Raw genomic sequence first — 25,884 nt, forward strand, 5'->3', positions numbered from 1 at the left:
TAACTTCAGGATGGTCTGTCTTTTTTGTATGTGACGGAACAATTCTGTCACAGTGGTTTAATAGTATTAGTTTTTTTCGTTGGCTTGCGCTTTTAATAAATCACGAATCTCAGCCAAGTAATCTTCTGAAGTAGGTGTTTCTTCCACCACCACAACTGGTTTTTCACGTAGGTTTTTCGCACGGTTAGCAGCACGAACGACTAGGAATAAAACAAAACCAGTAATAATAAATGTAATAATTGCACTAATCACATCACCGAATTGGAAGGTAACCCCACGGAATTTAACATCTAGAATATTTAATGTATCTTCTAGATTGCCATTTGTAGTTCCTGGAATCAGTGAAATAACTAAACCAACAAGTGGTGTAATTAATCCATCAACAACTTGTTTGACGATTGCAGTAAATGCACTACCAATAACAACACCGACAGCTAGGTCTAGTACGTCACCTTTCATAATGAACTCTCTAAATTCTCCAAGCATTTTTTTCATTTTCTTTCACCTCCCTTTGTTTTCACAAAACAGTATAGCAAAAGTTACTGCTTTTTTAAAATCAAATACTCAGACGTGCCAGGATTACTATGAATAGAGGGGTGTGTTATAATTTTCAATAAGACAAGCGATAAAGGAGTCAACTAAATGACAAAGCAAATTCAACCTGGAATCAATGTTACAACGATTTCGACCAAAAAATTTAAGACCATTCGTATTCTTATTCGCTTTACTGCTCGTCACACAGCCAAGGCAGCTTCGGCGCGGACGTTATTAACCAGTCTACTGGAGACCAATAGTCTGCATTTTCCAACGCAAACAGCACTCAGTAAAGAGCTAGCAGCGCTATATGGCGCAAGCTTTGGTATCAATGTGGCGAAAAAAGGCAATACCCACCAAGTAAACGTAGCAATGGATGTTGTGAATGGTGAGTACGTAGGGGATAAGCAAGTGTTCGTACAGGCGCTGTCCTTTTTGCAGGAAATTTTGTTTTCACCAAATCAACAAAATGGGCAATTTGACACACAAACATTTACGCTAGAAAAAGAAAACTTGATGGCGTATTTAGCAAGTATAGAAGAAGACAAGCAGATGTGGGCATCATTGCAATTACAAGAATTGTTTTTTGAACAAGACCAAGATCAAAAAGTACCAAGTTTTGGGACCGTCTCAGGTGTCAAAGCGTGTACGGCGGAATCAGTTGTAAAAACCTATGAATCAATGATGAATGAAGACCAAATCGATATGTTTGTCGTAGGTGATATTTCAGCCGCTGAAGTAGAGGCAGGCTTTGCAGCGTGGGACTGGCCTAAAACCAGTCGTGTGCATCCAGAGATAGTTACGGACTTTCAGACGAGCAATATCATCCGTGAAAAACAGGTGACTGAGCCAGTCAGTCAAGCCAAGCTAAACGTAGCCTATCACTTAGATGTGACTTATGAAAGTACGCTACGCTTTCCGGCGATGGTATTTAATGGATTATTTGGCGGTTTTTCACACTCAAAACTCTTCTTAAATGTGCGCGAAAAAGAAAGTCTGGCTTACTATGCATCAAGTAGTCTAGATCTGTTTCGTGGCATGGTCACTGTGCAAACTGGTATCGATAGTACCAACCGCAATCGAGTATTGCAGCTGATTCATGAGCAACTTGAAGCGCTAAAAACAGGTGATATCACTGAGTTAGAGCTACAGCAGACCAAAGAACGTATCAAGACACAATACTATTTGGGCCAAGATTATGCTCAAAATTTAATTGACAAAGCCTACTATGAGCAATGGCTGCCAAAAACAAAAAAGACAGAAGAACAATGGCTGCAAGCATTAGCAGCAGTGACGAAAGAATCGATTCAGCAAGTAGCGCAAAGACTTTCCTTGCAGGCGGTATTCTTTTTAGAAGGGGAGGACGAGCATGGAGAAGCTTGAGTATACGCAAATTCAAGAAACATTGTTTAAAGAAGTACTACCCAATGGCTTAAAAGTTTTTTTGCTGCCAAAAGCGGGATATCAAAAGACATATGCCTTATTTAGTACGAATTATGGCTCGATTGATAATGAATTTGGGTATGAAGGGGAAGCATTACGGACTGTACCAGATGGGATTGCCCACTTTTTAGAGCACAAGTTATTTGAAAAAGAAGAGGGCGATATCTTCCAAACTTTTAGCAAATTAGGTGCATCGGCCAATGCTTTTACGAGCTTTACCCGGACGAGTTATTTGTTTTCTACGAGTAATCATGTTGAGGAGAACTTAGTCACATTGTTGAACTTTGTGCAAGAACCGTATTTTACGAAAGAAACTGTGGACAAGGAAAAAGGCATCATCGGCCAAGAAATTCAAATGTATCAAGATGATCCTAATTGGCGTCAATTTTTTGGTATTTTGGGTAATTTGTATCCGAATCACCCATTACATGTAGATATTGCCGGCTCAATCGAGAGCATCGCGACGATTACAGCGGAAGATTTGTATGAGTGCTACCAGACCTTTTATCACCCAAGCAACATGACATTGTTTGTTGTAGGGGATTTTGATCCTGCTGAGATGCTGGGATTGATTAAAGAAAACCAAGCGCAAAAGACCTTTCCAGCGGCTAAAAAAATTGTCCGTCACTTTCCTGAGCAAACGTATGATGAAATCAAGCCCTTCGCTGAAATTCGCTTGCCTGTGACGCGACAAAAAGCAGTGCTTGGAGTCAAAGGTTTGGCGCAACACTTGCCAGAGTCGACGCGCGCACAAGTAACCTTTAAGACTGCTATCCAGCTCTTGTTGCAATTATTAGTAGGGTCAACATCAACGGCGTATTTAGATTTGTATAATCGTGGCATCATCGATGATACATTTGGCTTTGAATTTACGATGGAGCGTGAGTTTCATATGGCTGATTTTTCGACTGACACCGATCAACCGGACGCATTCTATGGAGCCATGACCGAATTGTTGTTAGGCTTTGAAGACAATCGTGATGTCAATGAGGAGAATTTGACGCTATTGAAGAGAAAAATGCTCGGTAAGTATTTCCAATCGCTAAATTCCCTAGAATATATCGCGAACCAATTTACCCAAGAATTATCTGAAGATGTGACGCTCTTTGACTTGCCAGAAGTCATTCAAGCCATTCAGCTGACGGATGTTCTTGAGGCGGGAAGATTGTTCTTAAGACCAAAAGCAGTTAGTCGCTTTTCAGTGTTGCCGTTAGCCGAGAAAGAAACCATTTAAAAAATTTGTAAACTAGCTAGTTTATCCGTCAGATTGATGTGATTTGTGGTATCTTTAAAAGGAAGTAAACAAAACAGAAAGTAGTTAGACTGGAGTAGATGAACGAGTGAGCAATGAAATATTGATTGGCGCACAATTGCGGGAAGCCCGTTTAAATAAAAATATTACCATTGATGAATTGCAGCAAAAAACAAAAATCCAAAAACGATATTTAGAAGCGCTTGAAGAAGGGGCATTTGACCGACTTCCGGGGACGTATTATGTGCGGTCTTTTATTCGCCAATATGCAACGGTTGTAGAGCTTGATGGTGATAAGTTGGTGTCGATTTTTGATGGGAAAGCTGACTTTGATCCAACTCTGCCTAAACGACCTCAACCAGAGCACGTCCAAGGTTCCAGAAAAGCGCAGCATGTCGCCGAAAAGCAACAGAAAGTATGGATTGATTATTTGCCAGTTATTTTATTGGCATTGATTGCGTTAACGGTACTCAGTGTCGTCTTTTACATGTCTTGGAGCAATCGCACGTCTAAGCCGATGATTACGCAAAATGAATCTTCTATATCAGTCAATAATCAAGTAAGTTCAGTATCATCTTCTAGCCAAGAGAGCACGACCCAGACTTCGACTACCACCTCTTCTTCGGAAAAGAAACAAGAGATGAAAATTGAACGGACGCAATCAACGCAAAGTCAAGCAACGATGACAGTGACTAATGCAACGAATCCTATTGAGTTGTCATTTACAGGGAAAGATGGCCGTTGTTGGGTAGGGGTATTGGTCAATAATGCCTACGTTTACCAAAATACATTTGAGTCAGGTGCGACAGCTAGTTTTACGCTACCTGAAGGAACGACGAATGCGACGATTGTCCTAGGAGCGAGTGCTTATATTGATATCAAGGCGAATAGTAAAACCATTGATTTTGATGATCCACAATACTCATTATTGAAAAAGAATGTGGTCTTGGCAATCTCTTATTTGAATTAAGAAGTGAAAGGAGAAGAAAAGTGAATTTACCGAATAAGTTAACTGTATTACGCATTATTATGATTCCGATTTTTATTTTATTAGTCGCTTTACCGTTAGATTGGGGAATGCTAGGTGCAGACTCTTTTCAATTACCGGTGACGCATTTGGTAGCAGCGATTGTCTTTGCAGTAGCAAGCTTCACCGATTGGTTAGATGGTCATATCGCCCGCGCGCAAGGATTGGTGACGAATTTTGGCAAGTTTGCTGACCCTTTAGCAGACAAGATGCTGGTCATGACGGCCTTTATCTTACTTGTGTCATTAGATAAGGCACCAGGGTGGGTGATCGCTTTGATTGTCTGTCGTGAGTTAGCTGTGACGGGTCTGCGTCTATTATTGGTTGAAGGTGGCGAAGTGATGGCGGCTGCTTGGCCAGGAAAAATTAAAACAGCGACGCAAATGATTGCGATTATTTTCTTATTGCTTAATAATGTTCCTTTTTATTGGTTAGGCATTCCGTTTGCCCAAATTATGTTGTATGTCTGCTTAATCTTTACGATCTACTCTGGGGTCGACTATTTTGCCAAAAATACAGCTGTATTTAAAGGATCAATGTAAATACTTACCCAACCGCAAGAGAGGTGTGAATCTAGTTTTATGACGGATTGACTACCGCCTTTTGTGGTTCTTTTTTTTAAATTTGTTTTATACTACGATTATGCGTATGTATAGTTAGGAGCGGGAAAAATGAAAGCAGAAATTATTGCAGTCGGTACAGAATTATTACTAGGACAAGTGGTTAATTCCAATGCTACATTTTTATCAGAGGAATTAGCAGGCTTAGGATTTGAAGTGTATTATCATACAGTAGTTGGAGACAACCCTGAGCGGCTAGAGACTGTCCTTGACTTAGCCGATTCGCGTAGTGAGTTGGTCGTATTGTGCGGAGGGTTAGGTCCGACCGAAGATGATTTGACAAAGCAAGTAGTAGCCAAGCATGTGGGCAAAGAATTAATTCGTGACGAAGCGGGCTATCAAAAATTACAAGCTTTTTTTGCCAAGCGGGAACAACCAATGACTGAAAATAATTTGCTACAAGCTCTAATTATTGATGGTGGGCAAGCATTAGCCAATCGAACTGGTTTAGCAGTTGGGATTTTTTATCAAGCACCTAGTGTGAATTATTTGCTTTTACCTGGGCCGCCTAATGAGCTGAAGCCAATGGTCTACGAACAAGCCGTTCCTTTATTAAAAAAGCAATTTATTCAAGAAGAGCAGCTGATTTCTCGGGTACTACGCTTTTATGGCATTGGTGAATCTCGTTTAGTTACAGAGCTGAAGGAGTTGATTGAAGAGCAAACCAATCCGACAGTCGCTCCATATGCCAAACCCAATGAAGTGACGCTACGTCTAACTGTTAAATGTAAAACAGAAGCGATAGGGCAACAACAATTGGATGAATTGGAACAAGTAATCATGAATCGCGTGGGTGAGTTTTTCTACGGCTATGGTGAGACCAATTCATTGGCCAATGTCGTCGTAGATTTATTAAAACAACAGCAAAAAACCATCACTGCTGCGGAAAGCTTGACTGCTGGATTATTTCAAGCAACGTTGGGTGATGTACCGGGTGTTTCGGCTGTTTTTCCAGGTGGATTTGTTACCTATTCAAAGGAAATGAAGCAAGCATTGTTAGGCATCGATGAAGAACTACTGCACACTTATGGCACAGTCTCAAAGGAATGTGTCGAAGCGATGGCGCAACAAGCTCGGCAACGCGCACAAACAGACTATGCGGTAGCTTTTAGCGGTGTGGCGGGACCGGATGAGTTAGAAGGACAAGAAGTCGGAACTGTCTGGATTGCCTTAGCGAGCAAAGAAAGAACGTATTCGATCCGTAAAGTCATCTCAAGAGATCGCGCAGCCATACGGAGAAATGCTGTAATGGATGGATTAAATATAGTAAGAAAAGCGTTACTAAAACATGGAACTTTATAAAAGGCGAATATTTGTTCGCTTTTTCTTGCAATTTTTTAAGAGAACCGCTATGATAAGAATAGCTAAGTAGTAGAAAAAGGAGGATTGTCTAGTGGCAGATGATCGAAAAGCAGCGCTAGATGCTGCGTTAAAACGAATTGAAAAGAATTTTGGTAAAGGTGCTGTCATGAAACTAGGAGAAAAGGTTGATCAAAAGATATCGACTATCCCTAGTGGGTCATTAGCATTAGATGTAGCTTTAGGTGTCGGTGGCTATCCTAGAGGTCGGATTGTGGAAGTCTACGGACCTGAGAGTTCAGGTAAGACGACTGTTGCACTCCATGCCATTGCAGAAGTACAAAAAAATGGCGGTACCGCTGCATTTATCGATGCAGAGCATGCATTGGATCCTCAATATGCGCAAAATCTAGGAGTAAACATTGATGATTTATTACTTTCTCAGCCTGACACAGGTGAGCAAGGGTTAGAGATTGCCGATGCCCTTGTATCAAGTGGTGCTGTTGATATTGTCGTGATTGACTCAGTGGCTGCTTTAGTACCACGAGCAGAAATTGACGGCGAGATGGGCGATACCCACGTTGGGTTACAAGCTCGTTTGATGTCACAAGCCTTGCGTAAACTATCAGGTTCTATCAATAAAACGAAGACCATCGCCATTTTCATTAACCAAATTCGTGAAAAAGTCGGCGTGATGTTTGGGAATCCAGAGACCACACCAGGTGGACGTGCATTGAAGTTCTACGCTACCATTCGTTTAGAAGTACGACGCGCAGAACAACTAAAATCAGGGACAGATATTATCGGTAACCGTACCAAAATTAAAGTAGTTAAAAACAAAGTTGCGCCACCATTCCGTATAGCTGAAGTCGATATCATGTACGGGGAAGGAATCTCACAAGTCGGTGAATTGCTAGATATGGCAGCTGAGATGGATATCATTGATAAGAGTGGTGCTTGGTATTCTTATAAAGGCGATCGGATTGGCCAAGGTCGGGAAAATGTGAAGTCTTATATGAAAGAACATCCTGAGATGGTAGCAGAAGTCTCCGCTCGTGTCCGAGATGCATATGGCATTGGTTCAGGTGAAACAATTGCCGAAGACGCGCAAGAAGAACTCCAATTAAACGATGAATAACAGCAAATCATTGGTTATGCAAACGCGTAGCCAATGGTTTTTTTACTGTATCCACCAAGCAAAACTTCTATGACTTTAAGTTGACACTCTGTGATGTAAACATTAGAATGAAACTGTGTGGTATACACATATGCAAGTAGGCATATTGATAAGAATGAAGATGAATAGTTTATCAAAAAAACTACAAAATAAAAAAATGATAGTATGGAGGTGATTCAATGCCCACTGGAGCACTGGTTATTCTTTCCATCGCTATCGGTTTATTTGTCGGTCTTGGTATAGGGTTATTGCTTATGCGTCGTTCAAACGAACGCAGAGAAAAGGAATTGGCAGAAGCGCAACAATCTGCTTCGGCTATCCTTTCAACCGCTAAAAAGGAAGCAGAAACCGTAAAAAAAGAAGCACTTTTAGAAGCTAAAGAAGAAAGTCAGCAGCATCGATCAGAAGTTGAAAGAGAGTTGAAGGAAAGCAAACTTGAATTAAAATCGCAAGAAAATCGCTTACTACAAAGAGAACAATTGCTTGATCGAAAAGACGATTCTTTGGAAAAAAGAGAGCACTCACTTGAAACAAAAGAACACCTTGTGAGTGAAAGACAATCCCAAATTGATGAGCGAGAAAAAGAAGTTGAACAATTAATTACGCAACAACAAACAGAATTAGAACGAGTGGCGGCGTTATCGAAAGAAGACGCTAAAACAATCATCATGAAGACCACTGAAGAAGAATTGAATCATGATTTAGCTGTTATGGTCAAAGAATCTGAACAACGCGCAAAAGAAGAAGCTGATCGCAAAGCGAAAAACATTCTTTCTCTAGCCCTACAACGTTGTGCAGCCGATCAAGTATCAGAAACGACGGTCTCCGTTGTGACGTTGCCAAATGATGAAATGAAAGGTCGGATTATTGGTCGAGAAGGCCGTAATATTCGTACCTTAGAGACGTTGACGGGGATTGATTTAATCATTGATGATACTCCTGAAGCGGTCGTATTATCTGGATTTGATCCGATTCGTCGTGAGATTGCACGCATGACATTGGAAAAATTAATCCAAGATGGGCGTATCCATCCAGCTCGGATTGAAGAAATGGTTGAGAAATCTCGTAAAGAGATGGACGAACGGATTCGTGATTATGGGGAACAAGCAGCCTTTGAAGTAGGGGCACATACGCTACATCCTGATTTAATAAAAATTATGGGTCGTTTGCATTTCCGTACGAGCTATGGTCAAAATGTATTGGATCATTCGATTGAAGTGGCTCGTTTGACGGGCGTGATGGCTGCCGAACTAGGCGAGGATATCCAGTTAGCAAAACGAGCTGGCTTCTTGCATGATATTGGTAAGGCCTTGGATCACGAGATTGAAGGGTCACACGTCGAGATTGGTGCTGAATTAGCAGCAAAATACAAAGAGAATGCCGTTGTCATTAATGCCATTGCTTCTCATCATGGTGACGTCGAAGCGACATCGGTGATTGCCGTCTTAGTGGCCGCAGCCGATGCATTATCCGCTGCTCGCCCAGGTGCCAGAAGTGAATCGCTTGAAAATTACATTCGTCGTCTCGAAAATCTTGAAAATATTTCCAATAGCTTCGCTGGCGTGGCATCAAGTTTTGCAGTACAAGCAGGACGTGAAGTGCGCGTGATGGTGAAACCAGAAGAGATTTCTGATTTAGATGCCGTACGATTGGTACGCGATATTCGCAAAAAAATTGAAGATGACTTGGATTACCCAGGTCATATCAAAGTGACGGTCATTCGTGAGACTCGTGCGACTGACTACGCAAAATAAGTGGCTGAAATAGCATGATTTAGCTACATGTAAAAAAACCAGAACATCCAAAAGTTGTTTCGAAAGCTTTTGGATGTTCTGGTCTTTTATTGTAGTTGCTACGCCGTTTCATTCGCACTTAGTAGCAATTTGTATCTCAAGTACTTATTTTTGGGTTTCGTCTTTTTCTCGATAGACATAGTTAATAAATTTAAAGCGATCGAGTCGATGGATTGATTCGGTGTATTCAAAGCAACGATTGTCATCGAGATAGACCAAGCTTCGGATGGTAATCACATTTTGGTCTTCAGGTCTAAGGCTCATTAACTCTCGACATTCTTTACTGACAGGGTCGACGGTGATTTCGCGCCTCGCAAAGGCAATCGACAACGCCAAGTCATTTTCAAAATAATCATAGATGGAATGTTCTGCTTGGTCTTCCGGTAATTCAGGGATGATGCTATAGAGCAAGTAATCTTTGTCTAAGATGACCACTTCATTGTTAATGCGGCGTTGGCGTACTAATTTCCAGACATAGGAATCCATTGGCCAGTTGGTCGCTTCGTGGATTCGTTTGGAAATAGGTTTCAGTGAGATTTCAACGACAGAGGTCTCACTAGGAATGCTTTGGGCATCTTGTAATTCCTTGTAACTCGCTAGCCCTGAAATTGGAAAATCCACACGATTCACATCCAAAACAAGTGAACCTTTGCCTTGTTTTTTTTGAATGTATCCGCCATTTTGTAGCAGCTGCAAAGCTTTACGGACCGTCTCTCTCGATACGGCATACATGTGGATTAATTGATTTTCGCTCGGTAAAAAAGTGTGGGGAGGGTATTCATTAGATAGAATTTTTTGTTCCAAATCTAAAAAAATTTCCCGAAATTTATTCATGAGAACCTCCTTTATGGTAAACGGATAAACGACTTATTTAAAAAAACTTGTCTAGACAGGTAACTTCATTATACTGTGAGAGAATAGAGAATTCAACCGGGAAAAATGCCCAAAAAAGAAACGAGAAATCATTGTTTTCGTAGTCAAAGTGTTCAACTATTGCTGAAATCTGATATGATAGAAAAAATAGAAGAAAATTTTAGGGTGAGGATATGGAGATTTTCGAAAAAGCACCAGCCAAAATTAATCTTGGACTGGATGTCTTATACAAACGAGAAGATGGCTACCATGAGTTAGAAATGGTGATGGCCAGTGTCGATTTAGCAGACCGCTTAACGTTTGAACGATTGGCTGAAAATAAAATTGTTTTAGAATCAAACAAGGCTTTTTTGCCATTGGACAAGCGAAACAATGTCTACCAAGCAGCAGAAAAACTCAAACGTCGCTACCACATCAAAGAAGGGGTTAAAATTACATTGGATAAATCCATTCCGGTCTCAGCTGGACTGGGCGGAGGCAGCTCAGACTGTGCGGCTACGCTACGTGGCTTGAATCGTTTGTGGTCATTAGATTTATCGATGGAAGAGTTAATTCAAATTGGTGTGGAAATCGGGACAGATGTTCCATTTTGTTTGAGTGGTTCGACAGCTCATATTTTGGGCAAAGGAGAAATCGTGCAACCCATACCAGCGATGCCTGCGTGCTGGGTTGTATTGGTTAAGCCCAAAATTAGTGTCTCGACACGAAAAATATTCCAACAAGTCGATCTTGAAAAATTGCATCATCCGGATATGGCTGCGTTACGGACCGCAATTACTGAAGGTGACTACCAAAAAATGATTCAGGAGATGGGCAATAGCTTAGAGAGTATTACCATTCCACGTTATCCCATCGTCCAACAAATCAAAGATCGCATGATGAAGTATGGAGCAGATATTGCACTAATGAGCGGCAGTGGGCCGACTGTTTTTGCCTTGTGTCAAAAATATTCACGCGCACAACGAATCGTTAATGGCCTAAAAGGTTTTTGCGATGAAGTCTACTTGGTACGTACGATTCGTTAGTAAAGCGGCTGAGACAGAGTTGTTTAGCTACTAGATAAAAAATCAGAACATCTGAAAGTTGGTTCATAAACTTTTGGATGTTCTTTTTTTATCGGCGCTCAGTTTGTCTTGAGCTTAAAATGATGCTTCCAAGCTCTGATGCATGAAGATCGTCTTCTAAAGTAATTTTTTCACTAATCAGCCAAACTAGTGAGGAGTACTTTTTTCTGCTCCTCTTTTTTCGAAGTCGTTTTTGATTGACGAATGGGGAGCACTTTGATAAAGTAGCTAAGGTGATAAATCGTAAAAATTACGATTTGTTAGAACGCAGAATGGAGTCAATCGATGAAAAAAAGAATTCAATTGGTTGTGTTGGCTATGAGTGTCTTTTTTATCGGCGCGTGTGGCAAACAAACCACAGATACAACGTCAGACAGGTCATTGACTGTTGTCACGACCTTTTACCCAATGTATGAATTTACCAAGCAAGTTGTCGGCTCAGAAGGCACTGTCTCGCTATTAATACCGGCCGGGACCGAGCCACATGATTATGAGCCGAGCGCCAAAGATATGGCTAAAATTGTGCAAGCTGATGCCTTTGTATACAATAGTGATGCTCTTGAATCATGGGTGGATCAAGTTTCGGACAATATCGATACGAAAAAGACAGCTGTCATCCAAGCGGCTAAGGGGATTACCTTGTTAGATGAAGCTGAGGAAGAGGGCCTCGACACTCATGACCATGTCAAAGATCCGCACGTCTGGCTTGATCCAGTATTAGCCAAGCAGGAAGTAGTGACGATTGCGGAACAATTGAGTAAAAAGTATCCTGCCAAAAAGGCTGTTTTTATGAGCAATGCGGCCGCCTATACTCAAAAACTAGATCGGCTTCACCAGTCATACGAGCAAGCCTTTGCTTCAGCAAAAAATAAGACCTTTGTTGTGCAACATGCGGCGTTTGGTTATCTGGCAAAACGCTATGGTTTGACGCAAGCGGCTATCTCGGGAGTGTCCTCAGATCAAGAACCATCACCAAGCAAGCTGGCAGAGCTAAATGCCTATGTGCAAAAGCATGATGTACAAGTCATCTATATGGAAGGCAATGCTTCATCGAAAGTAGCGGAGACCTTGGCGCAAGAAACCAACGTCTCGTTAGCAGTATTGAATACATTAGAAAGTTTAACGAAAGAGCAACAAGAAAATGGCGAGTCGTATCTTTCGGTGATGGAACAAAATTTACAAGCATTGAAAGAAAGCATTCGCTAGGAGGGATGACTGTGCAGTATATAGGTGTGAAAAACCTGACTTTTTATTACGATGAAGAGCCGGTATTATCAGATATTAGCTATGAAGTAAATAGTGGAGAATTCGTTATTTTAACTGGTGAAAATGGAGCGGCCAAAACCACCTTAGTACGAGCAACGTTGGGTCTATTAAAGCCTGCGACTGGGGAAGTGACGATTGCCAAAACCAACGTCTTAGGCAAGCCATTAAGCATTGGCTATATTCCGCAACAAATTGCTTCGTATAATGCGGGCTTTCCAAGTACCGTTTTGGAATTGGTGCAATCAGGACGCTATCCGAGACAACGGTGGTTTAAACGTCTGACTAAAATCGATCACGAACATGTCAAAAAAGCCCTTGATGCTGTAGGTATGTGGGAGATGCGGCACAAGCGCATCGGCGAACTCTCAGGAGGACAAAAGCAACGCATTAGTTTGGCGCGGATGTTTGCGACTGATCCAGATTTGTTTATTTTAGATGAGCCGACGACGGGAATGGATGATCAATCGCGTATGGAATTTTATCAATTATTGCGACACAGTGCGCATGAACATCAAAAGTCGATTTTGATGATTACCCATGATCATGAAGACATTCAAGCTTTCGCTGATCGTCATATTCATTTGGTACGAAAGGAGGGGACACCATGGCGTTGCTTTCACTTGAATTCATGAGAAGAGCATTTTTAGCTGCCCTCTTTATCGCGGGGATTGCTCCAATGTTAGGGGTGTTTTTAGTGCTACGGAGACAGTCATTGATGGCGGATACTTTGTCACACGTGTCACTTGCAGGCGTTGCTCTAGGTTTTGTCTTAAATATTAATCCCAACCTGACGACGATGATGATTGTCGTCTTAGCTGCCATCATTTTAGAATATTTGCGGACTATTTATCGGACGTATTCTGAAATATCCATTGCCATCTTGATGGCAGGAGGCTTGGCGTTAGCGTTGGTCTTGATGAATTTGAATGGTGGCAATTCATCGCTTAGTGTGCAGTCGTATTTATTTGGTTCCATCGTGACGATCACGACTGAGCAATTATATTTTTTAGGGATCTTATTTGGTATCATCGTCTTATTGTTTTTCTTCTTTAGACGACCGATGTATGTGTTGACATTTGATGAGGATACGGCTGAAGTAGACGGACTGCCCGTGCGATTGATGTCGATGTGCTTTAATATTTTGACCGGGATTGCGATTGCTGTCATGATTCCCATTGCGGGTGCATTGTTGATTTCGGCGATCATGGTCTTACCAGCGGCGATTAGTATGCGACTAGGCAAAAGCTTTACGGCAGTCATCGCGATGAGTGTCGTGGTTGGTTTAGTCGGTATGACGAGTGGTTTGGTAGGCTCATTTTATCTAAGTACACCACCGGGCGCGATGATTACGTTGGTCTTTATTGCTATTTTCTTGTTGGTCCAACTTACCCGAACGTTCGTCATTCAATGGCAAAGAAAGAAGCGACAAAGAAAATCTTTCTAGATAGTTCTTATAAGCGATAGTGAGAAGCGAAAGTTTCTCGCTATTTTTTTAGGCTCTTCTCATAAATGACGAACGATTTTCTGGTAGAATAAGAATAAAACTCGAAAAAGCCGGAAAAAAGCTATATAATGAGAAAAAACTTAAAGGAGTGATATGCGTGAAAACTCGTCGAAGTGAACGATTAATTGATATGACGCATTATTTATTGGAACACCCACATGAGCTAATTTCTTTGACGTTCTTTGCCAAGCGTTATGAATCTGCAAAGTCATCGATTAGTGAAGACTTAGCAATTGTGAAAAAGACTTTCCAACAGAGAGGAACAGGTATTTTAGATACACTACCTGGTGCAGCTGGAGGCGTGATTTTTGTGCCAACAATTCGTCCTGAAGATGCGAGAAACTACATTGAAGATTTGGCTGCACGATTATCTGAGCAAGACCGACTATTGCCTGGTGGCTATGTCTATTTGTCTGATTTATTAGGTGAGCCAGAGCTATTGAAACAAGTCGGTCGTATCATCGCAGCAAAATATCTTGGCAAAAGAGTGGATGCCGTGATGACAGTTGCTACCAAGGGTGTGCCTATCGCCCAAGCCGTTTCTTATTATTTGAACGTGCCATTCGTGATTGTGCGCCGGGATTCTAAAATTACAGAAGGATCGACGGTGAGCGTAAACTACGTATCAGGGTCTTCCGAACGAATTGAAAAGATGGAGTTGTCCAAACGAAGCTTAAAGCGTGGCTCTCGCGTATTAGTCGTGGATGACTTTATGAAGGGCGGCGGAACGATTAACGGTATGGAAGGGTTAATCGAAGAATTTGAAGCTGAATTGGTCGGCGTGACTGTCTTCGCGGAAGCAAAATTTAAAGGCAAGCGCGCAGTCACTGATTACACATCATTGTTATTTGTCGAAGATGTCAATACACAGACCAAGACGATTTCGGTCGTGCCTGGTAATTACTTTTCAGAATAAACCTATCCCTATCAATAAAGAGGAGTGTCGAGAGTGAAAGAACGATTTGCCATTATTTTAGCTGCTGGAAAAGGAACTCGCATGAAGTCAGCTTTATACAAAGTATTGCATCCAGTCTGTGGGAAACCCATGGTCGAACACATCATGAATCGCGTCCAAGAGATTCAACCAACCGAGATTGTAACCATTGTCGGACATGGTGCAAAACGCGTGCAAGAGCAACTAGGAGAACGGACGCACTACGCACTGCAAGCCGAGCAATTAGGAACAGGCCATGCGGTATTACAAGCGGCATCTTTTTTACAAGGAAAAAAAGGAACAACGCTCGTCATCAGTGGCGATACGCCGCTTTTAACAAGTGAAACACTCCAAGCTTTATTTGAGTACCATGAAGACAAAAAAGCAGCTGCGACGGTCCTAACAGCACATGCAAGTGACCCGACTGGCTATGGAAGAATCATTCGTGATGAAGCAGGCACGGTGTTAAAGATTGTCGAACAAAAAGACGCAACACCAAGCGAAGCACAAGTGAAAGAAATCAATACTGGGACGTATTGTTTTGACAATGCGTTGTTGTTTGATGCGTTAGCCAATATTGATACAAACAATGCACAAGGCGAGTACTACTTAACGGACATTATGGAGATATTAAAAGATGCAGGAGATGTAGTAGCAGCCTTTCAAACAGCAGATTTTACTGAATCATTAGGAGTAAATGATCGCGTGGCGCTGGCTGAGGCCAATCAAATCATGCGTGAACGAATCAATACGACGCATATGAGAAATGGCGTGACTTTGGTTAATCCAAAGGCGACTTATATCGATGCAGACGTTACGATTGGGGCAGAGACAGTCATTGAGCCTGGTGTCTATCTAAAAGGTAAGACCACAATCGGTGAAGGCTGTCAGCTACTTGGTCAGACACAAATCGTCGATAGTACCATTGGCTCACAAGTCACAATCACTTCTTCAGTGATTGAGGAAAGCATCGTGCATGACCAAGTCGATATTGGGCCATTTGCACACTTGCGCCCGCACGCGGAGATCAAAGAGCAAGCCCATATAGGAAACTTTGTCGAAGTGAAAAAAGCGACGATTGGGAAACGAACCAAAGTCGGTCACTTAACCTATGTCGGTGACGCGACATTAGGCGAAGACATCAATGTCGGATGCGGCGTGGTCTTCGTGAATTACGACGGCAAGCAAAAACATCATACTACCGTAGCTGATCATGCGTTTATCGGCTCAGCGGCTAATTTAATTGGTCCAGTAAATCTAGGGAAAAATGCAGTCGTTGCAGCTGGATCGACCATAACGGAAGATATTCCGGATGATGCGATGGGCATTGCCCGTGCTCGTCAAGTGAATAAAGAACAATTTGCATCAAAATTGCCTTTTAACCAATAAGATAGGCGAAAGCACTTGATTTATGAACAAAAAATGTCTACTATTTGTTAGTAAGATAGTGCTAGTTGTTCTAGTTGAAGAGATAGAAAGTGGAGGTTCTCATGTCAAATCAGTATTTTGATCCAAGGTTAAAGATTTTTGCCTTAAATTCCAATCGTCCCCTAGCGGAAAAAATTGCAGCAGCTGTCGGTGTTGAGTTAGGAAAATGTTCGGTGAAGCAGTTTAGTGATGGCGAAATCCAAGTAAATATTGAAGAAAGTATTCGCGGCGCGCATGTATACATCATTCAATCGACAAGTAGCCCCGTAAATGACAACTTAATGGAGTTGTTAATTATGATTGATGCGTTGAAACGTGCAAGTGCGAAGACAATCAATGTTGTGATGCCTTATTACGGATACGCGCGACAAGACCGTAAAGCTCGGTCTCGTGAACCAATTACTGCAAAATTAGTAGCCAATATGATTCAAAAAGCTGGTGCTACTAGGATGGTAACATTGGATCTACATGCGGCTCAAATTCAAGGATTCTTTGATATTCCAGTTGACCATTTGATGGGTGCGCCATTAATTGCCAACTACTTCTTAGAACACAACATTAAAGGCGATGATGTTGTCGTTGTATCACCAGACCACGGTGGTGTGACACGCGCACGTAAGTTAGCTGAATTTCTAAAAGCCCCAATTGCGATTATCGACAAGCGTCGTCCAAAAGCAAACGTGGCAGAAGTGATGAATATCATCGGTCGCGTTGATGGCAAAATCTGTGTGCTAATTGATGACATTATCGATACAGCGGGTACGATTACCCTTGCTGCGAATGCCTTGAAAGAAGCGGGTGCTAAGACTGTGTATGCATCTTGTACGCATCCAGTATTATCAGGACCAGCCTTGCAACGAATTTCAGATTCAGCAATTGAGCGCTTAGTTGTTACAGACTCTATCAATCTGCCAGAAGATCGTAAAATTGCCAAAATTGACGAAGTAAGCGTCGGTGAATTAGTAGCAGAGGCAATCAAGCGAATTCATGAGAACAAGCCAGTAAGTCCACTTTTCGAATCAAAATTGCCTTTAAAAGGTTAAGCCATAAAGGGAACCATCAAGAACGAAGTAATCGTTTTTGACGGTTCTTTTTTTGGACATTTTTAGTAAACTGTCTAAAAAAATTCAAAAGTAGTCGACAATTATTTGAACAAAAGGGAATTGAAGAATAGTATGGAGGTAGTAAAACTGATAAAAAAAGGAAGTGACAATGATGAAAAAAGGAACGAACTGTCTTGCGCTAGGTGTCGCTCTAATAGCGATAGGCACATTTTATTTAGCTAAAAAGACTGGCTTTTTTGAAGATGATGCTCACTTGTACGATGCCTTTGATTCAACACGCTAATTTGACTAAGAGGAGGAAAAGAAGATGCAAAAGAAAAAAGCAATCATGATTGGAGCAGGTCTAGCCAATATGGCTGCCGCAGTATACTTGATTCAAGAAGGTCATTGGCAAGGGAAAGATATCACCTTTTATTCTTTAGATGATCATGGTTCAAACGACGGAGCACCCACTGAAACTGTGACCGATGAATATTGGAATAAAAATCATCCCATGGACAATCAAAAAGGCTATCTGGCTCGTGGTGGAAGAATGCTTAATTATCGGACGTACGTCGATTTAATGGACTTGCTTGATCGCATCCCTTCTGTCACAGAACCAGGCATGACTGCAGCCGAAGATACGCGTGACTTTGATAGCAAACACCCGACCTTTGATAAGGCTCGTCTGATGGAAGGAGGCAAAGGAATCATTGATGGTGGTCATTTGGGCTTGGATACAAAGAGTCGGATGCGTTTGACCAAACTAATTATGATGCCTGATTCAGAAGAAGAAAAACTAGATAACGTGACAATTGCTGAATATTTTGCTGATAGTACTGCTTTTTTTGAATCGAACTTTTGGTTTATGTGGGAAACAACCTTTGCATTTCGGACAAAGAGTTCCGCCCAAGAGTTAAGAAGATATATGCATCAAATGATTTATGAATTTACTCAAATCGAGCATTTAGTTGGTGTCAATCGTACGCGCTACAATCAATACGAAAGCATAATGTTGCCATTAATTCAGTACTTAAAGCAACAAGGCTGTCAGATTGTACTAAATCGTCGGGTGGTTGATTGGACATTCAAAGACACACCGATGCAAGATGAAATTACCGTTACTGGCCTGCATATGATTCATACAGATACGGAAGAAAAAGAGTATGTACCTGTCGATCAAGATACAGCCGTCATTTTTACTAATGGTTCAATTACTGACTCAGCTACATTGGGTGATTTTGACACGCCTGCTGCAGAAAATATGGACTATGGTGCAGCTTCTGGCTTATGGAAAAAGGCGACGGAACGGTTTTACAATCTAGGAAATCCGGATAAATTCTTTGCCGACCGCGATGCAAGCGAATGGGTCAGCTTTACTCTAACGACAAAAAATCATTTGCTTCTAAATGAAATTACCCGCATTACGACACAAGAACCAGGCAATGCCTTGAATTCCTTTGTCTCGACCACCCCAATCACGCCGTTAAATCAAAAAGATGTCACGATGTCGATCGTGGTGCATCACCAACCGCACTTTACGACACAAAAACCAAATGAAACAGTTATCTGGGGCTATTTTTTGTATCCACGTAGAAGAGGAGAATTTGTCGACAAACCCTATATTGAAATGACCGGCAAGGAAATGTTAGAAGAACTCCTTGGACAATTAGCTAAAGTGGATCCAGGTCCGGTCAATATTCGCGAAAAAGCAGAAGCAATCATGGACAGTGTGATTAACAATATTCCAGTCTATATGCCTTATGCTTCCGCGTTGTTTAATAATCGTGCCAAATCCGATCGACCAACAGTGATTCCTGCACATTCGACCAATTTAGCCTTTACAGGAGAATTTGTTGAACAACCGTATCAAATGATTTTCACGGAACAAAGTGCTGTGCGCTCAGGTGAAATTGCGGCCTTCCATTTTGCGGGGATTCCAATGTCTAAATTAGTAAAAAATCCGCGCTATGACAAAGACTTGAAGACCTTGGCTAAAGCAGCGAAGAAACTATTTCAATAAATAAAAACGACCGTTTATTATCTATTCAGATAATAGGCGGTCGTTTGTTTCATATCTTTTTTTAAAAAGTATAGAGCAATCAAAGAAAAGAGCGAGGCAATACTGCCAATGCCAACACTTACAGTTGCCAAAAAATGCAGATGATGGATTGAAAAATAGATCCCCACCGCTACCAAATAACTAAATGTCCCTAGCTGTACTAAAAGATAGGCTCGATAGATTTTGGTATAGGTCTTTTTTTGTCGGACATGTAGCCATCGTGAGGCGGCATAGCAAGCTAGTGTCACCGCTAAAAACACGAAAAAAATTGGCAAAAGCAGACTCGACCATGCATGCTGAGCTAGATGATGAATGATAAAGACGACCGATGGCAAAAACAGTGCACAAGCAAATAAAAGATAGAAGATTCCCTCTAGTTTTTCAAAACGCATAGCAAAAACTCCCTTAAAAAAAACTCGTTATTTGAAGTGTAGCACAGCTTCTAGCAAATGACCATCTTTTCACAAGAGGATAATGAATTTTCAGATGGGATGGCGGTGACGAATTATCAGAAAATTTTTTCATTCTTTCTTGACAAATGTCGCAAATGTGGCTATATTTACAATCAATCAATAAAAAAATGCGGTGAAAAGAAGAGTACAATTTTTTTGGTTTTTAGAGAGTCTCGTTTTGGTGAAAAGAGATAGCTGAACTAATTGGAAGATGGTCTTGAAGCATTTGGATGTGAGCACAGCAAGCATCCAACGGTCGTTGCTCGTTAGCGCAACACAGTATGATGGTACTGGTAGAGGTTGGGTTCGTAAGGATTCGACGAACAAAGGTGGTCACACGAAGCATAACGCTCTCGTCCTTTTTCTTCAGATGAATGGAGAAAAAGGATGGGGGCTTTTTTATTGAAAAAAGAGAGGGGTTTTTGGAAATGAAACGGTTTAAGAAATTGGGAGCAATCGCTTTAGGATTAGCAGCAACGGTGACGTTAGCTGCATGTGGAGGAAGCAAAGAAGCAACGAGTACGAGTGACTCAGACAAAGTAGTGACAAAAGTGGTCGGTGTGGCACCTGGACCTTATGGCGACATGGCAACAAAAGTTATCAGCCCACTATTAGAGAAAGAAGGCTTTAAATTAACAACCAAATTATTTAATGATTATGTTCAACCAAATAAAGCCTTGGCGAGTGGACAAATTGATGCCGACTTATTCCAACATACATCGTATTTGGAAAAATTCGCTGCAGATAATGACTTGAAATTATCAGTCGTTGAAGAAGTCCCAACACTAGGGATGGGGATTTATTCGAAGAAATTAAAAAGCTTAGATGATTTAGAAGATGGTGCGACAGTTGCCATTGCCAATGACGCATCAAATCTAGCTCGTACTTTGCAGTTATTAGCTGCGAACAACTTGATTACTTTGAAAGGCGATATTGATGAAACCAAAGCAACAGTTGATGACATCGCGACAAATCCAAAAAACCTAACGTTTAAAACCTTGGATGCTGCACAATTGGTTCGTTCAATGGATACGGTAGATATTGCTTTAGTCCCAGGAAATTATTCATGGGCTGCCGATTTAGATCCAGCTGATGCACTAGCTCTAGAAAAATTAAAAGAAAACTACAAAAACGTCTTTGTCGTTCAAACAGATGAAATCGACTCTGATTTCGCCAAAGCGGTCAAAGAAGTATTAGAAAGCCAAGAATTTAAAGATGCCATTGCAAAATCAGACTTTAAAGATTTTGACAAACCAGCCTTTTGGAGTGAATAAGGATGACAAACCAAGCAAAAATTGAATTACAAGCGGTGTCGGTCGCATTTAAAAAGCAAAAAAAAGAAATTGCTGCAGTCCAAGATGTCACGCTAACGATTGAAGCCGGTGAAATTTACGGCATTGTAGGCTTAAGTGGCGCAGGGAAGAGTACGCTGATTCGGACGTTGAACTTATTGCAACGTCCGACAGCGGGTCGTATCTTGATTGATGGGCAAGATATTACTAGCCTAAAAGGAGCGGCTATTCGCGATGTTCGTAAGAAAGTCGGGATGATTTTTCAGCATTTTAATTTGATTAGCAATCGAACCATCGCACAAAACCTGACATTTGCCTTAAAAGCTGCCAACTACCCAAAAGAGCAGCGAGAAGCACGAGTGAAGGAAGTCTTGCAACTGGTCGATTTACAAGATAAGTACCATGACTATCCTAATAACTTGTCAGGCGGCCAAAAGCAGCGGGTCGGTATTGCCAGAGCAATCATTAACAATCCGGAAATTTTGCTGTGCGATGAAGCAACGAGTGCATTGGACGTCGAGACGACGGAAGAAATTTTGAAGTTATTAGCCAAAATCAACCGTGAGCTGGGCATTACGATTGTCTTTATCACGCATGAGCTAGAAGTCGCGCATCGCTTGTTTGATCGGATGGCCGTAATGGAAGATGGCCGCGTCGTTGAAGAAGGGCTTACCTATGACGTGTTTGCCAATCCAAAAGAATCTGTCACGAAGCGTCTAGTTGGCCGTTACTTTGACTTAGCGATTCCTGATGAATTAAGTCACTCTCTTTCAAAAGGAATAATTGTGGAGTTACGCTATCAAGGCAATCATACGTTAGATCCATTGATTTCGACCATTTCAAAAAACTATCCTGTGTCGATTGGCATTATTCATGGCAAAATCGAATACATTAAAGAACAAGCGATTGGTATTTTGCTTGTCTATGTCACAGGAACGCCAGGAGCCGTTCAAGAAGCGATTCATTCGATGCAAGAACAAGTTTCCTCATTGCGCGTGGTGAAGGAGGGGTAGAGATGGATTCAACGACAGAAATTTTGCAGCAGTATTTACCGCAAGCTTTGTGGGATACGTTTAAGATGGTGAGTATTTCGACAATCATCGGGGTTGTATTGGGCGGGTTAGTCGGCTTGATTCTTTTTTTAGCCAACAATGCCTTGTTTCATAAGCATGAGTGGTTGCATAAAGTTGTCGGCTTTTTGGTCAACGCTTTGCGGTCATTGCCATTTTTGATTTTATTGGTGACCTTGTTGCCTTTGTTGGCGTTGCTTTTGGGGGATCCCTATACACCAATGGGCGGAGCGGTTGCGCTGTCGATTGCGGCGATTCCTTTTTTTGCTAGGGTGGCAGAGAGCTCCTTTGCAGAAATCGACCATGGTGTCTTAGAAGCGAGTGTGGCACAAGGTGCGTCTACTTGGTTGATTATTACCAATGTCATCATCCCAGAAAGTTTGCCATCTTTGGTACGCGGCATTGTCTTGACGATTGTTAGTTTACTTGGGTATTCGGCGATGGTCGGTACGATTGGTGCAGGTGGGATTGGTGATTTGGCTATCCAATATGGTTACAATCGATACGAGACGATGGTCTTAGTTGTGGTTATTATTATTTTAGTGATTATTGTTCAGATTATTCAATGGTTGGGCGATTGGATTGCTCGCTATTTTACCAAATAAGGAGATAGATTCGGTATGAATGATACACATACTGTGCCAGAAAAATATATTACGCATCGTGTGACTGGTGAAAAAGGAAGAGCGGCAAAGATTGCCTTCCCTGAGACGGAAGCAGCGATTGCTGACTATTTAAAGCAAGCAGCTGCTCAAAAACAATCCGTCATTACAGTCGGTGCTTCTACTGGGTTGACGGGTGCGACCTTCCCGCAGACAGGTGAATGGTTGTTGTCACTTGAACACTATCGCAACATCTTGGCATTAGATGAAGAGACGCTGACGCTACATGTCCAGTCGGGTGTGACCTTGGCCGAGATTCAAGACTATCTTGAGCCAACGCCTTATTTTTATGCGCCCGACCCTGGATCCAAGCAAGCCACAATTGGTGGGACAGCAGCGACTAATGCTGGCGGGATGCGTGCCGTGAAGTATGGTGTCACGCGTGAGAATATTCGGAGCATGGTGGTTTTTCTTGCAGATGGCAGCAAGCTAGCAGTCGGCAGTCTAAACAACAAAGATAGTTCTGGTTATGACTTGAAGGATTTATTTATTGGCTCGGAAGGTACACTAGGAGTCATTACTGAATTAGGACTAAAATTGCGACCAAAACCAGCAGCCAAGGTGAGTGTCGTCATTGGCTTTGAACAGTTGGATGATTTGGCACCAGTTGTTTATCAAATTCTAGGTTCTTCATTGCAGCCAGCAGCATTGGAGTTTTTTGATCGAGAGGCCATTCGATATGCGGAACGATTTCTAGCCGAAGACTTTCTTGAAATTGAGGGCGAGTGTTTCTTATTGTTGACACTTGATGGCTCAGATGAAGAAAGTGTCGCGCAACAATTGACGCAACTAAGTGATGCGAGTGCGAAAATGAAGAAGCAATCGTTTCAACCATTAAGAGAAGAGCAAGCACAGCGCATCTGGCGTTTGCGTGGTGCAATCGGTGCCGGTATCGAGCATGTGACTCAGCAAGAGCCATTGGATGTGGTCGTGCCGATTAATCAAATTACTGCTACAATTAAACGTCTAAGAGTTGTATGCCTGCAATCCAATTTACGGGCAGTCTTCTTTGGTCATGCAGGCGATGGCAACATTCACATTTGTTTGTTACGAGAAGGCTTACCCCAAGAAGAATGGGAAGAGCGCTTGGCGGTGGTTTTACACCAAATTTATCAAGAAGTGGCCAAGCGAGGAGGGCTTCCTTCTGCTGAGCACGGGATTGGTTTATTGAAAAAGCCGTACTTTAAAGAGGCAATCGACCCTGTTAAATTACAAGTCATGCGCCAACTTAAGCAAGCGTTGGATCCACAAAATCGCCTAAATCCAGGTAAAATATTTGATATCACGGATAAATAAGATAGAAGAGGCTGAGAAAGAAGTCTTCAGCTTAAAAAGACCAGACCATTTGGAAGTTATTTTTTCAACTTTCGGATGGTCTTTTTATGGTTTATTTAAGAAAAAAAGCTTTTAATTCACCTATAAGTGATTGTCTGGTATCCTTTCAAAAATGAAGGGAGCGAGGATGATGGATTGTTGCAAATGGGCACAAGGGTCAGAACAACTACGGGCCTATCATGATGAAGAATGGGGAAGACCGGTACACGAGGATCAAAAATTATTTGAGTCCTTATCACTTGAAATCTTTCAAGCTGGCTTGAGCTGGGCCATCGTACTTAAAAAAAGAGCGGCCTTAACGACGAGTTTCTTTGACTGGCAGATAGAAAAAGTTGCTTTGATGCAACCGGCAGATATACAGAAAATGATGCACGATCCAGCGGTGATTCGCTATCGTAAAAAAATAGAAGCCATCCGTCACAATGCTCGATTGGTATTAGCCATTCAAGCTAGTTACGGTTCGTTTGATCAGTATATTTGGTCATTTGTAAAGCAAACACCAATCATCCATGATATTGAGGATGCAGGAGCTATTCCAGCTGAGACGGAGCTGTCAAACGTGATTAGCCAAGAGTTAAAAGCAAAGGGATTTCAATTTGTTGGTGCCAAAACAGTTTATGCTTTCATGCAAGCTGTCGGGTTAGTAGATGACCATGAGAATCTCTGTAAAATGAAACGGCTAGAATAGCCATGAAAGTGAGGGATACGAATGAATAGGATAGGAGAAGTTTTGCTGGGGTCGATTTTTACAACGAGTGATACACAGCACTGGCTGATTCCTGTCTTACTAGTGTTAGCAATGATTAGTTGGTTTTTATGGAAGCAGTCAAAGAAGCGTTTGCGACATATCTTTTTCCTAGGATTACTTCTTAGCTTGATCGGTGTGACAGTCAAGAGCACGACGGTGGTTTCTTCGACACTGTCTGATTTATTTACGAACAATGAAACGACAACAACTAGTGGATCAGCAGCAGAAAAAAAAAAGCAGCCAAAAAAGCTGCTCTTAAGAAACAATTACTAGCAGCATGGCAGTCTGTGGGCCAAGAGTATACGAGTCAATATTCAATTGCCATCTTAAATGCTGATGGACAAGAGGTTTCTTATACGACGACTGACAGTACCTTTTCTACGGCAAGTATTGTTAAAGTCAGTATTGCAGCACAACTCTTACATAATAATGGCACTACGCAAACAACGCTATCGACGACACAAGCTAATTTGCTGACGGCTATGATTGAAAATAGTGACAACGATGCAGCCACATCGTTATTAACCAATGATTTGGGCGGCTATAGTAGTCTATCGTCAACGTATCAAGCATTAGATATGAATGACACAACGGCCAATGCAGATGCCTGGGGCTACACACAGACCACAGCCGAAGATCAAATTAAGCTTCTGTCGACAATTTTTGGGACAGCGGACTACTTAACGACGAATAGCCAAGACTATTTGCAGTCATTAATGAATACTATCTCGGCAGATCAAGCTTGGGGTATTAGTCAAGGAGCGACCAATTATTATTTGAAGAATGGTTGGTTACAAGATGAGGACGGCTGGATGGTTAATAGCATCGGGAAGGTCGAATTAGGCGATGACGAGTCGTATTTGATTGCTATCTTGACGAAAGAAAATACAACGTTTGAAGAGGGGCAAACCTTGATTGAAGCTCTGACAGAGCAGACAAACAGTGTGCTTTCCTCATCAGATAAGTAAAAAAACCAGAACGTCCAAAAGTTGTATCTCAAACTTTT

At 41.7% G+C, this 25,884-nt stretch carries 26 protein-coding genes and 1 other annotated feature; of the genes, 23 read left to right on the forward strand and 3 right to left on the reverse strand.

The window, feature by feature from the left end:
* Nucleotides 1-66: 66 nt before the first annotated feature.
* A complete protein-coding gene (mscL, locus tag NE257_RS06820; RefSeq protein ID WP_251886453.1) occupies nucleotides 67-486 on the reverse strand; it encodes a large conductance mechanosensitive channel protein MscL in 420 nt (139 codons plus the stop codon).
* Between the two features lie 156 nt (nucleotides 487-642).
* On the opposite strand from mscL, the gene yfmF reads away from it, so the two are divergent.
* From yfmF to rny, 7 genes are all read left to right on the forward strand, one after another.
* On the forward strand, nucleotides 643-1,917 hold the full coding sequence (yfmF, locus tag NE257_RS06825) for an EF-P 5-aminopentanol modification-associated protein YfmF (RefSeq protein ID WP_251886074.1): 1,275 nt from the start codon (nucleotides 643-645) through the stop codon (nucleotides 1,915-1,917).
* Nucleotides 1,904-3,211: an EF-P 5-aminopentanol modification-associated protein YfmH gene (gene yfmH, locus NE257_RS06830; RefSeq protein ID WP_251886075.1), complete on the forward strand. Its 1,308-nt coding sequence runs from the start codon at nucleotides 1,904-1,906 to the stop codon at nucleotides 3,209-3,211. Before yfmF ends, yfmH begins: the two co-directional genes overlap by 14 nt.
* A gap of 106 nt (nucleotides 3,212-3,317) precedes the next feature.
* Nucleotides 3,318-4,199, forward strand: a complete 882-nt coding sequence (locus tag NE257_RS06835; RefSeq protein WP_251854598.1) for a helix-turn-helix domain-containing protein — start codon at nucleotides 3,318-3,320, stop codon at nucleotides 4,197-4,199.
* A gap of 20 nt (nucleotides 4,200-4,219) precedes the next feature.
* Complete coding sequence (gene pgsA / locus NE257_RS06840) at nucleotides 4,220-4,798, forward strand: CDP-diacylglycerol--glycerol-3-phosphate 3-phosphatidyltransferase (RefSeq protein WP_007207781.1); 579 nt, start codon at nucleotides 4,220-4,222, stop codon at nucleotides 4,796-4,798.
* A 129-nt stretch (nucleotides 4,799-4,927) separates the two neighbouring features.
* Nucleotides 4,928-6,178, forward strand: a complete 1,251-nt coding sequence (locus NE257_RS06845) for a competence/damage-inducible protein A (protein ID WP_251886076.1) — start codon at nucleotides 4,928-4,930, stop codon at nucleotides 6,176-6,178.
* Between the two features lie 91 nt (nucleotides 6,179-6,269).
* A complete protein-coding gene (recA, locus tag NE257_RS06850) occupies nucleotides 6,270-7,313 on the forward strand; it encodes a recombinase RecA (protein ID WP_251886077.1) in 1,044 nt (347 codons plus the stop codon).
* A 218-nt stretch (nucleotides 7,314-7,531) separates the two neighbouring features.
* Nucleotides 7,532-9,106, forward strand: coding sequence for a ribonuclease Y (gene rny, locus NE257_RS06855; protein WP_251851914.1), 1,575 nt, complete (start codon nucleotides 7,532-7,534; stop codon nucleotides 9,104-9,106).
* Between the two features lie 144 nt (nucleotides 9,107-9,250).
* Here the strand turns inward: rny and treR are convergent, their stop codons facing one another.
* Entirely contained in the window at nucleotides 9,251-9,979 is a 729-nt protein-coding gene (gene treR, locus NE257_RS06860; RefSeq protein WP_251854595.1) for a trehalose operon repressor, read from the reverse strand.
* A gap of 212 nt (nucleotides 9,980-10,191) precedes the next feature.
* On the opposite strand from treR, the gene ispE reads away from it, so the two are divergent.
* The 9 genes from ispE (at nucleotide 10,192) to NE257_RS06905 (ending at nucleotide 19,280) form a co-directional block, all read left to right on the forward strand.
* Nucleotides 10,192-11,043 carry a 4-(cytidine 5'-diphospho)-2-C-methyl-D-erythritol kinase gene (ispE, locus tag NE257_RS06865; protein ID WP_007207776.1) on the forward strand — a complete coding sequence of 284 codons (852 nt, stop codon included), beginning with the start codon at nucleotides 10,192-10,194 and terminating at the stop codon, nucleotides 11,041-11,043.
* A gap of 324 nt (nucleotides 11,044-11,367) precedes the next feature.
* On the forward strand, nucleotides 11,368-12,288 hold the full coding sequence (locus tag NE257_RS06870) for a metal ABC transporter substrate-binding protein (RefSeq protein ID WP_251886078.1): 921 nt from the start codon (nucleotides 11,368-11,370) through the stop codon (nucleotides 12,286-12,288).
* 11 nt (nucleotides 12,289-12,299) lie between these two features.
* Nucleotides 12,300-12,980 (forward strand): metal ABC transporter ATP-binding protein, encoded by a 681-nt coding sequence (locus NE257_RS06875; protein WP_040366345.1) that lies wholly within the window; start codon nucleotides 12,300-12,302, stop codon nucleotides 12,978-12,980.
* A complete protein-coding gene (locus NE257_RS06880; protein WP_007207773.1) occupies nucleotides 12,953-13,792 on the forward strand; it encodes a metal ABC transporter permease in 840 nt (279 codons plus the stop codon). The genes NE257_RS06875 and NE257_RS06880 overlap by 28 nt, the downstream gene beginning before the upstream one ends.
* Before the next feature lie 157 nt (nucleotides 13,793-13,949).
* Complete coding sequence (purR, locus tag NE257_RS06885) at nucleotides 13,950-14,768, forward strand: pur operon repressor (RefSeq protein ID WP_007207772.1); 819 nt, start codon at nucleotides 13,950-13,952, stop codon at nucleotides 14,766-14,768.
* 33 nt (nucleotides 14,769-14,801) lie between these two features.
* Nucleotides 14,802-16,175 (forward strand): bifunctional UDP-N-acetylglucosamine diphosphorylase/glucosamine-1-phosphate N-acetyltransferase GlmU, encoded by a 1,374-nt coding sequence (gene glmU / locus NE257_RS06890; protein WP_007207771.1) that lies wholly within the window; start codon nucleotides 14,802-14,804, stop codon nucleotides 16,173-16,175.
* A gap of 101 nt (nucleotides 16,176-16,276) precedes the next feature.
* Entirely contained in the window at nucleotides 16,277-17,257 is a 981-nt protein-coding gene (locus tag NE257_RS06895; protein ID WP_251886079.1) for a ribose-phosphate diphosphokinase, read from the forward strand.
* A gap of 169 nt (nucleotides 17,258-17,426) precedes the next feature.
* Nucleotides 17,427-17,561, forward strand: coding sequence for a hypothetical protein (locus NE257_RS06900; protein WP_007207769.1), 135 nt, complete (start codon nucleotides 17,427-17,429; stop codon nucleotides 17,559-17,561).
* Nucleotides 17,562-17,585: 24 nt separating this feature from the next.
* The gene (locus tag NE257_RS06905; protein WP_007207768.1) at nucleotides 17,586-19,280 is read left to right on the forward strand and encodes an oleate hydratase; all 1,695 of its coding nucleotides are present in this window, start codon (nucleotides 17,586-17,588) and stop codon (nucleotides 19,278-19,280) included.
* Between the two features lie 17 nt (nucleotides 19,281-19,297).
* Here NE257_RS06905 and NE257_RS06910 read toward each other — a convergent pair whose 3' ends face one another.
* The gene (locus NE257_RS06910) at nucleotides 19,298-19,711 is read right to left on the reverse strand and encodes a hypothetical protein (RefSeq protein WP_007207767.1); all 414 of its coding nucleotides are present in this window, start codon (nucleotides 19,709-19,711) and stop codon (nucleotides 19,298-19,300) included.
* Between the two features lie 184 nt (nucleotides 19,712-19,895).
* Nucleotides 19,896-20,135: a binding site (T-box leader), on the forward strand.
* Nucleotides 20,136-20,199: 64 nt separating this feature from the next.
* On the opposite strand from NE257_RS06910, the gene NE257_RS06915 reads away from it, so the two are divergent.
* The 7 genes from NE257_RS06915 to NE257_RS06945 all read left to right on the forward strand — a co-directional run bounded on the left by NE257_RS06915 (nucleotide 20,200) and on the right by NE257_RS06945 (nucleotide 25,846).
* A complete protein-coding gene (locus tag NE257_RS06915; RefSeq protein ID WP_251886080.1) occupies nucleotides 20,200-21,045 on the forward strand; it encodes a MetQ/NlpA family ABC transporter substrate-binding protein in 846 nt (281 codons plus the stop codon).
* A 2-nt stretch (nucleotides 21,046-21,047) separates the two neighbouring features.
* Nucleotides 21,048-22,076, forward strand: coding sequence for a methionine ABC transporter ATP-binding protein (locus NE257_RS06920; RefSeq protein ID WP_007207764.1), 1,029 nt, complete (start codon nucleotides 21,048-21,050; stop codon nucleotides 22,074-22,076).
* Nucleotides 22,077-22,078: 2 nt separating this feature from the next.
* Nucleotides 22,079-22,738 carry a methionine ABC transporter permease gene (locus NE257_RS06925; protein ID WP_007207763.1) on the forward strand — a complete coding sequence of 220 codons (660 nt, stop codon included), beginning with the start codon at nucleotides 22,079-22,081 and terminating at the stop codon, nucleotides 22,736-22,738.
* A gap of 15 nt (nucleotides 22,739-22,753) precedes the next feature.
* Nucleotides 22,754-24,091, forward strand: coding sequence for an FAD-binding oxidoreductase (locus NE257_RS06930; RefSeq protein WP_007207762.1), 1,338 nt, complete (start codon nucleotides 22,754-22,756; stop codon nucleotides 24,089-24,091).
* A gap of 169 nt (nucleotides 24,092-24,260) precedes the next feature.
* Nucleotides 24,261-24,818 (forward strand): DNA-3-methyladenine glycosylase I, encoded by a 558-nt coding sequence (locus NE257_RS06935; RefSeq protein ID WP_251851919.1) that lies wholly within the window; start codon nucleotides 24,261-24,263, stop codon nucleotides 24,816-24,818.
* A gap of 21 nt (nucleotides 24,819-24,839) precedes the next feature.
* Nucleotides 24,840-25,151, forward strand: coding sequence for a hypothetical protein (locus NE257_RS06940; RefSeq protein WP_251886081.1), 312 nt, complete (start codon nucleotides 24,840-24,842; stop codon nucleotides 25,149-25,151).
* 14 nt (nucleotides 25,152-25,165) lie between these two features.
* On the forward strand, nucleotides 25,166-25,846 hold the full coding sequence (locus NE257_RS06945) for a serine hydrolase (RefSeq protein WP_251886082.1): 681 nt from the start codon (nucleotides 25,166-25,168) through the stop codon (nucleotides 25,844-25,846).
* Nucleotides 25,847-25,884 lie beyond the last annotated feature (38 nt).

The organism is Enterococcus italicus, from assembly GCF_023743875.1.
In the GTDB taxonomy this organism is placed as follows: domain Bacteria; phylum Bacillota; class Bacilli; order Lactobacillales; family Enterococcaceae; genus Enterococcus_G; species Enterococcus_G italicus.

Coding starts and splice junctions, on each gene's coding strand:
- mscL (WP_251886453.1), bottom strand. CDS start 486: ATGCTTGGAGAATTTAGAGAGTTCATTATGAAAGGTGACGTACTAGAC.
- yfmF (WP_251886074.1), top strand. CDS start 643: ATGACAAAGCAAATTCAACCTGGAATCAATGTTACAACGATTTCGACC.
- yfmH (WP_251886075.1), top strand. CDS start 1,904: ATGGAGAAGCTTGAGTATACGCAAATTCAAGAAACATTGTTTAAAGAA.
- NE257_RS06845 (WP_251886076.1), top strand. CDS start 4,928: ATGAAAGCAGAAATTATTGCAGTCGGTACAGAATTATTACTAGGACAA.
- rny (WP_251851914.1), top strand. CDS start 7,532: ATGCCCACTGGAGCACTGGTTATTCTTTCCATCGCTATCGGTTTATTT.
- treR (WP_251854595.1), bottom strand. CDS start 9,979: ATGAATAAATTTCGGGAAATTTTTTTAGATTTGGAACAAAAAATTCTA.
- ispE (WP_007207776.1), top strand. CDS start 10,192: ATGGAGATTTTCGAAAAAGCACCAGCCAAAATTAATCTTGGACTGGAT.
- NE257_RS06870 (WP_251886078.1), top strand. CDS start 11,368: ATGAAAAAAAGAATTCAATTGGTTGTGTTGGCTATGAGTGTCTTTTTT.
- NE257_RS06880 (WP_007207773.1), top strand. CDS start 12,953: ATGGCGTTGCTTTCACTTGAATTCATGAGAAGAGCATTTTTAGCTGCC.
- NE257_RS06895 (WP_251886079.1), top strand. CDS start 16,277: ATGTCAAATCAGTATTTTGATCCAAGGTTAAAGATTTTTGCCTTAAAT.
- NE257_RS06900 (WP_007207769.1), top strand. CDS start 17,427: ATGATGAAAAAAGGAACGAACTGTCTTGCGCTAGGTGTCGCTCTAATA.
- NE257_RS06905 (WP_007207768.1), top strand. CDS start 17,586: ATGCAAAAGAAAAAAGCAATCATGATTGGAGCAGGTCTAGCCAATATG.
- NE257_RS06910 (WP_007207767.1), bottom strand. CDS start 19,711: ATGCGTTTTGAAAAACTAGAGGGAATCTTCTATCTTTTATTTGCTTGT.
- NE257_RS06915 (WP_251886080.1), top strand. CDS start 20,200: ATGAAACGGTTTAAGAAATTGGGAGCAATCGCTTTAGGATTAGCAGCA.
- NE257_RS06920 (WP_007207764.1), top strand. CDS start 21,048: ATGACAAACCAAGCAAAAATTGAATTACAAGCGGTGTCGGTCGCATTT.
- NE257_RS06925 (WP_007207763.1), top strand. CDS start 22,079: ATGGATTCAACGACAGAAATTTTGCAGCAGTATTTACCGCAAGCTTTG.
- NE257_RS06930 (WP_007207762.1), top strand. CDS start 22,754: ATGAATGATACACATACTGTGCCAGAAAAATATATTACGCATCGTGTG.
- NE257_RS06935 (WP_251851919.1), top strand. CDS start 24,261: ATGGATTGTTGCAAATGGGCACAAGGGTCAGAACAACTACGGGCCTAT.
- NE257_RS06940 (WP_251886081.1), top strand. CDS start 24,840: ATGAATAGGATAGGAGAAGTTTTGCTGGGGTCGATTTTTACAACGAGT.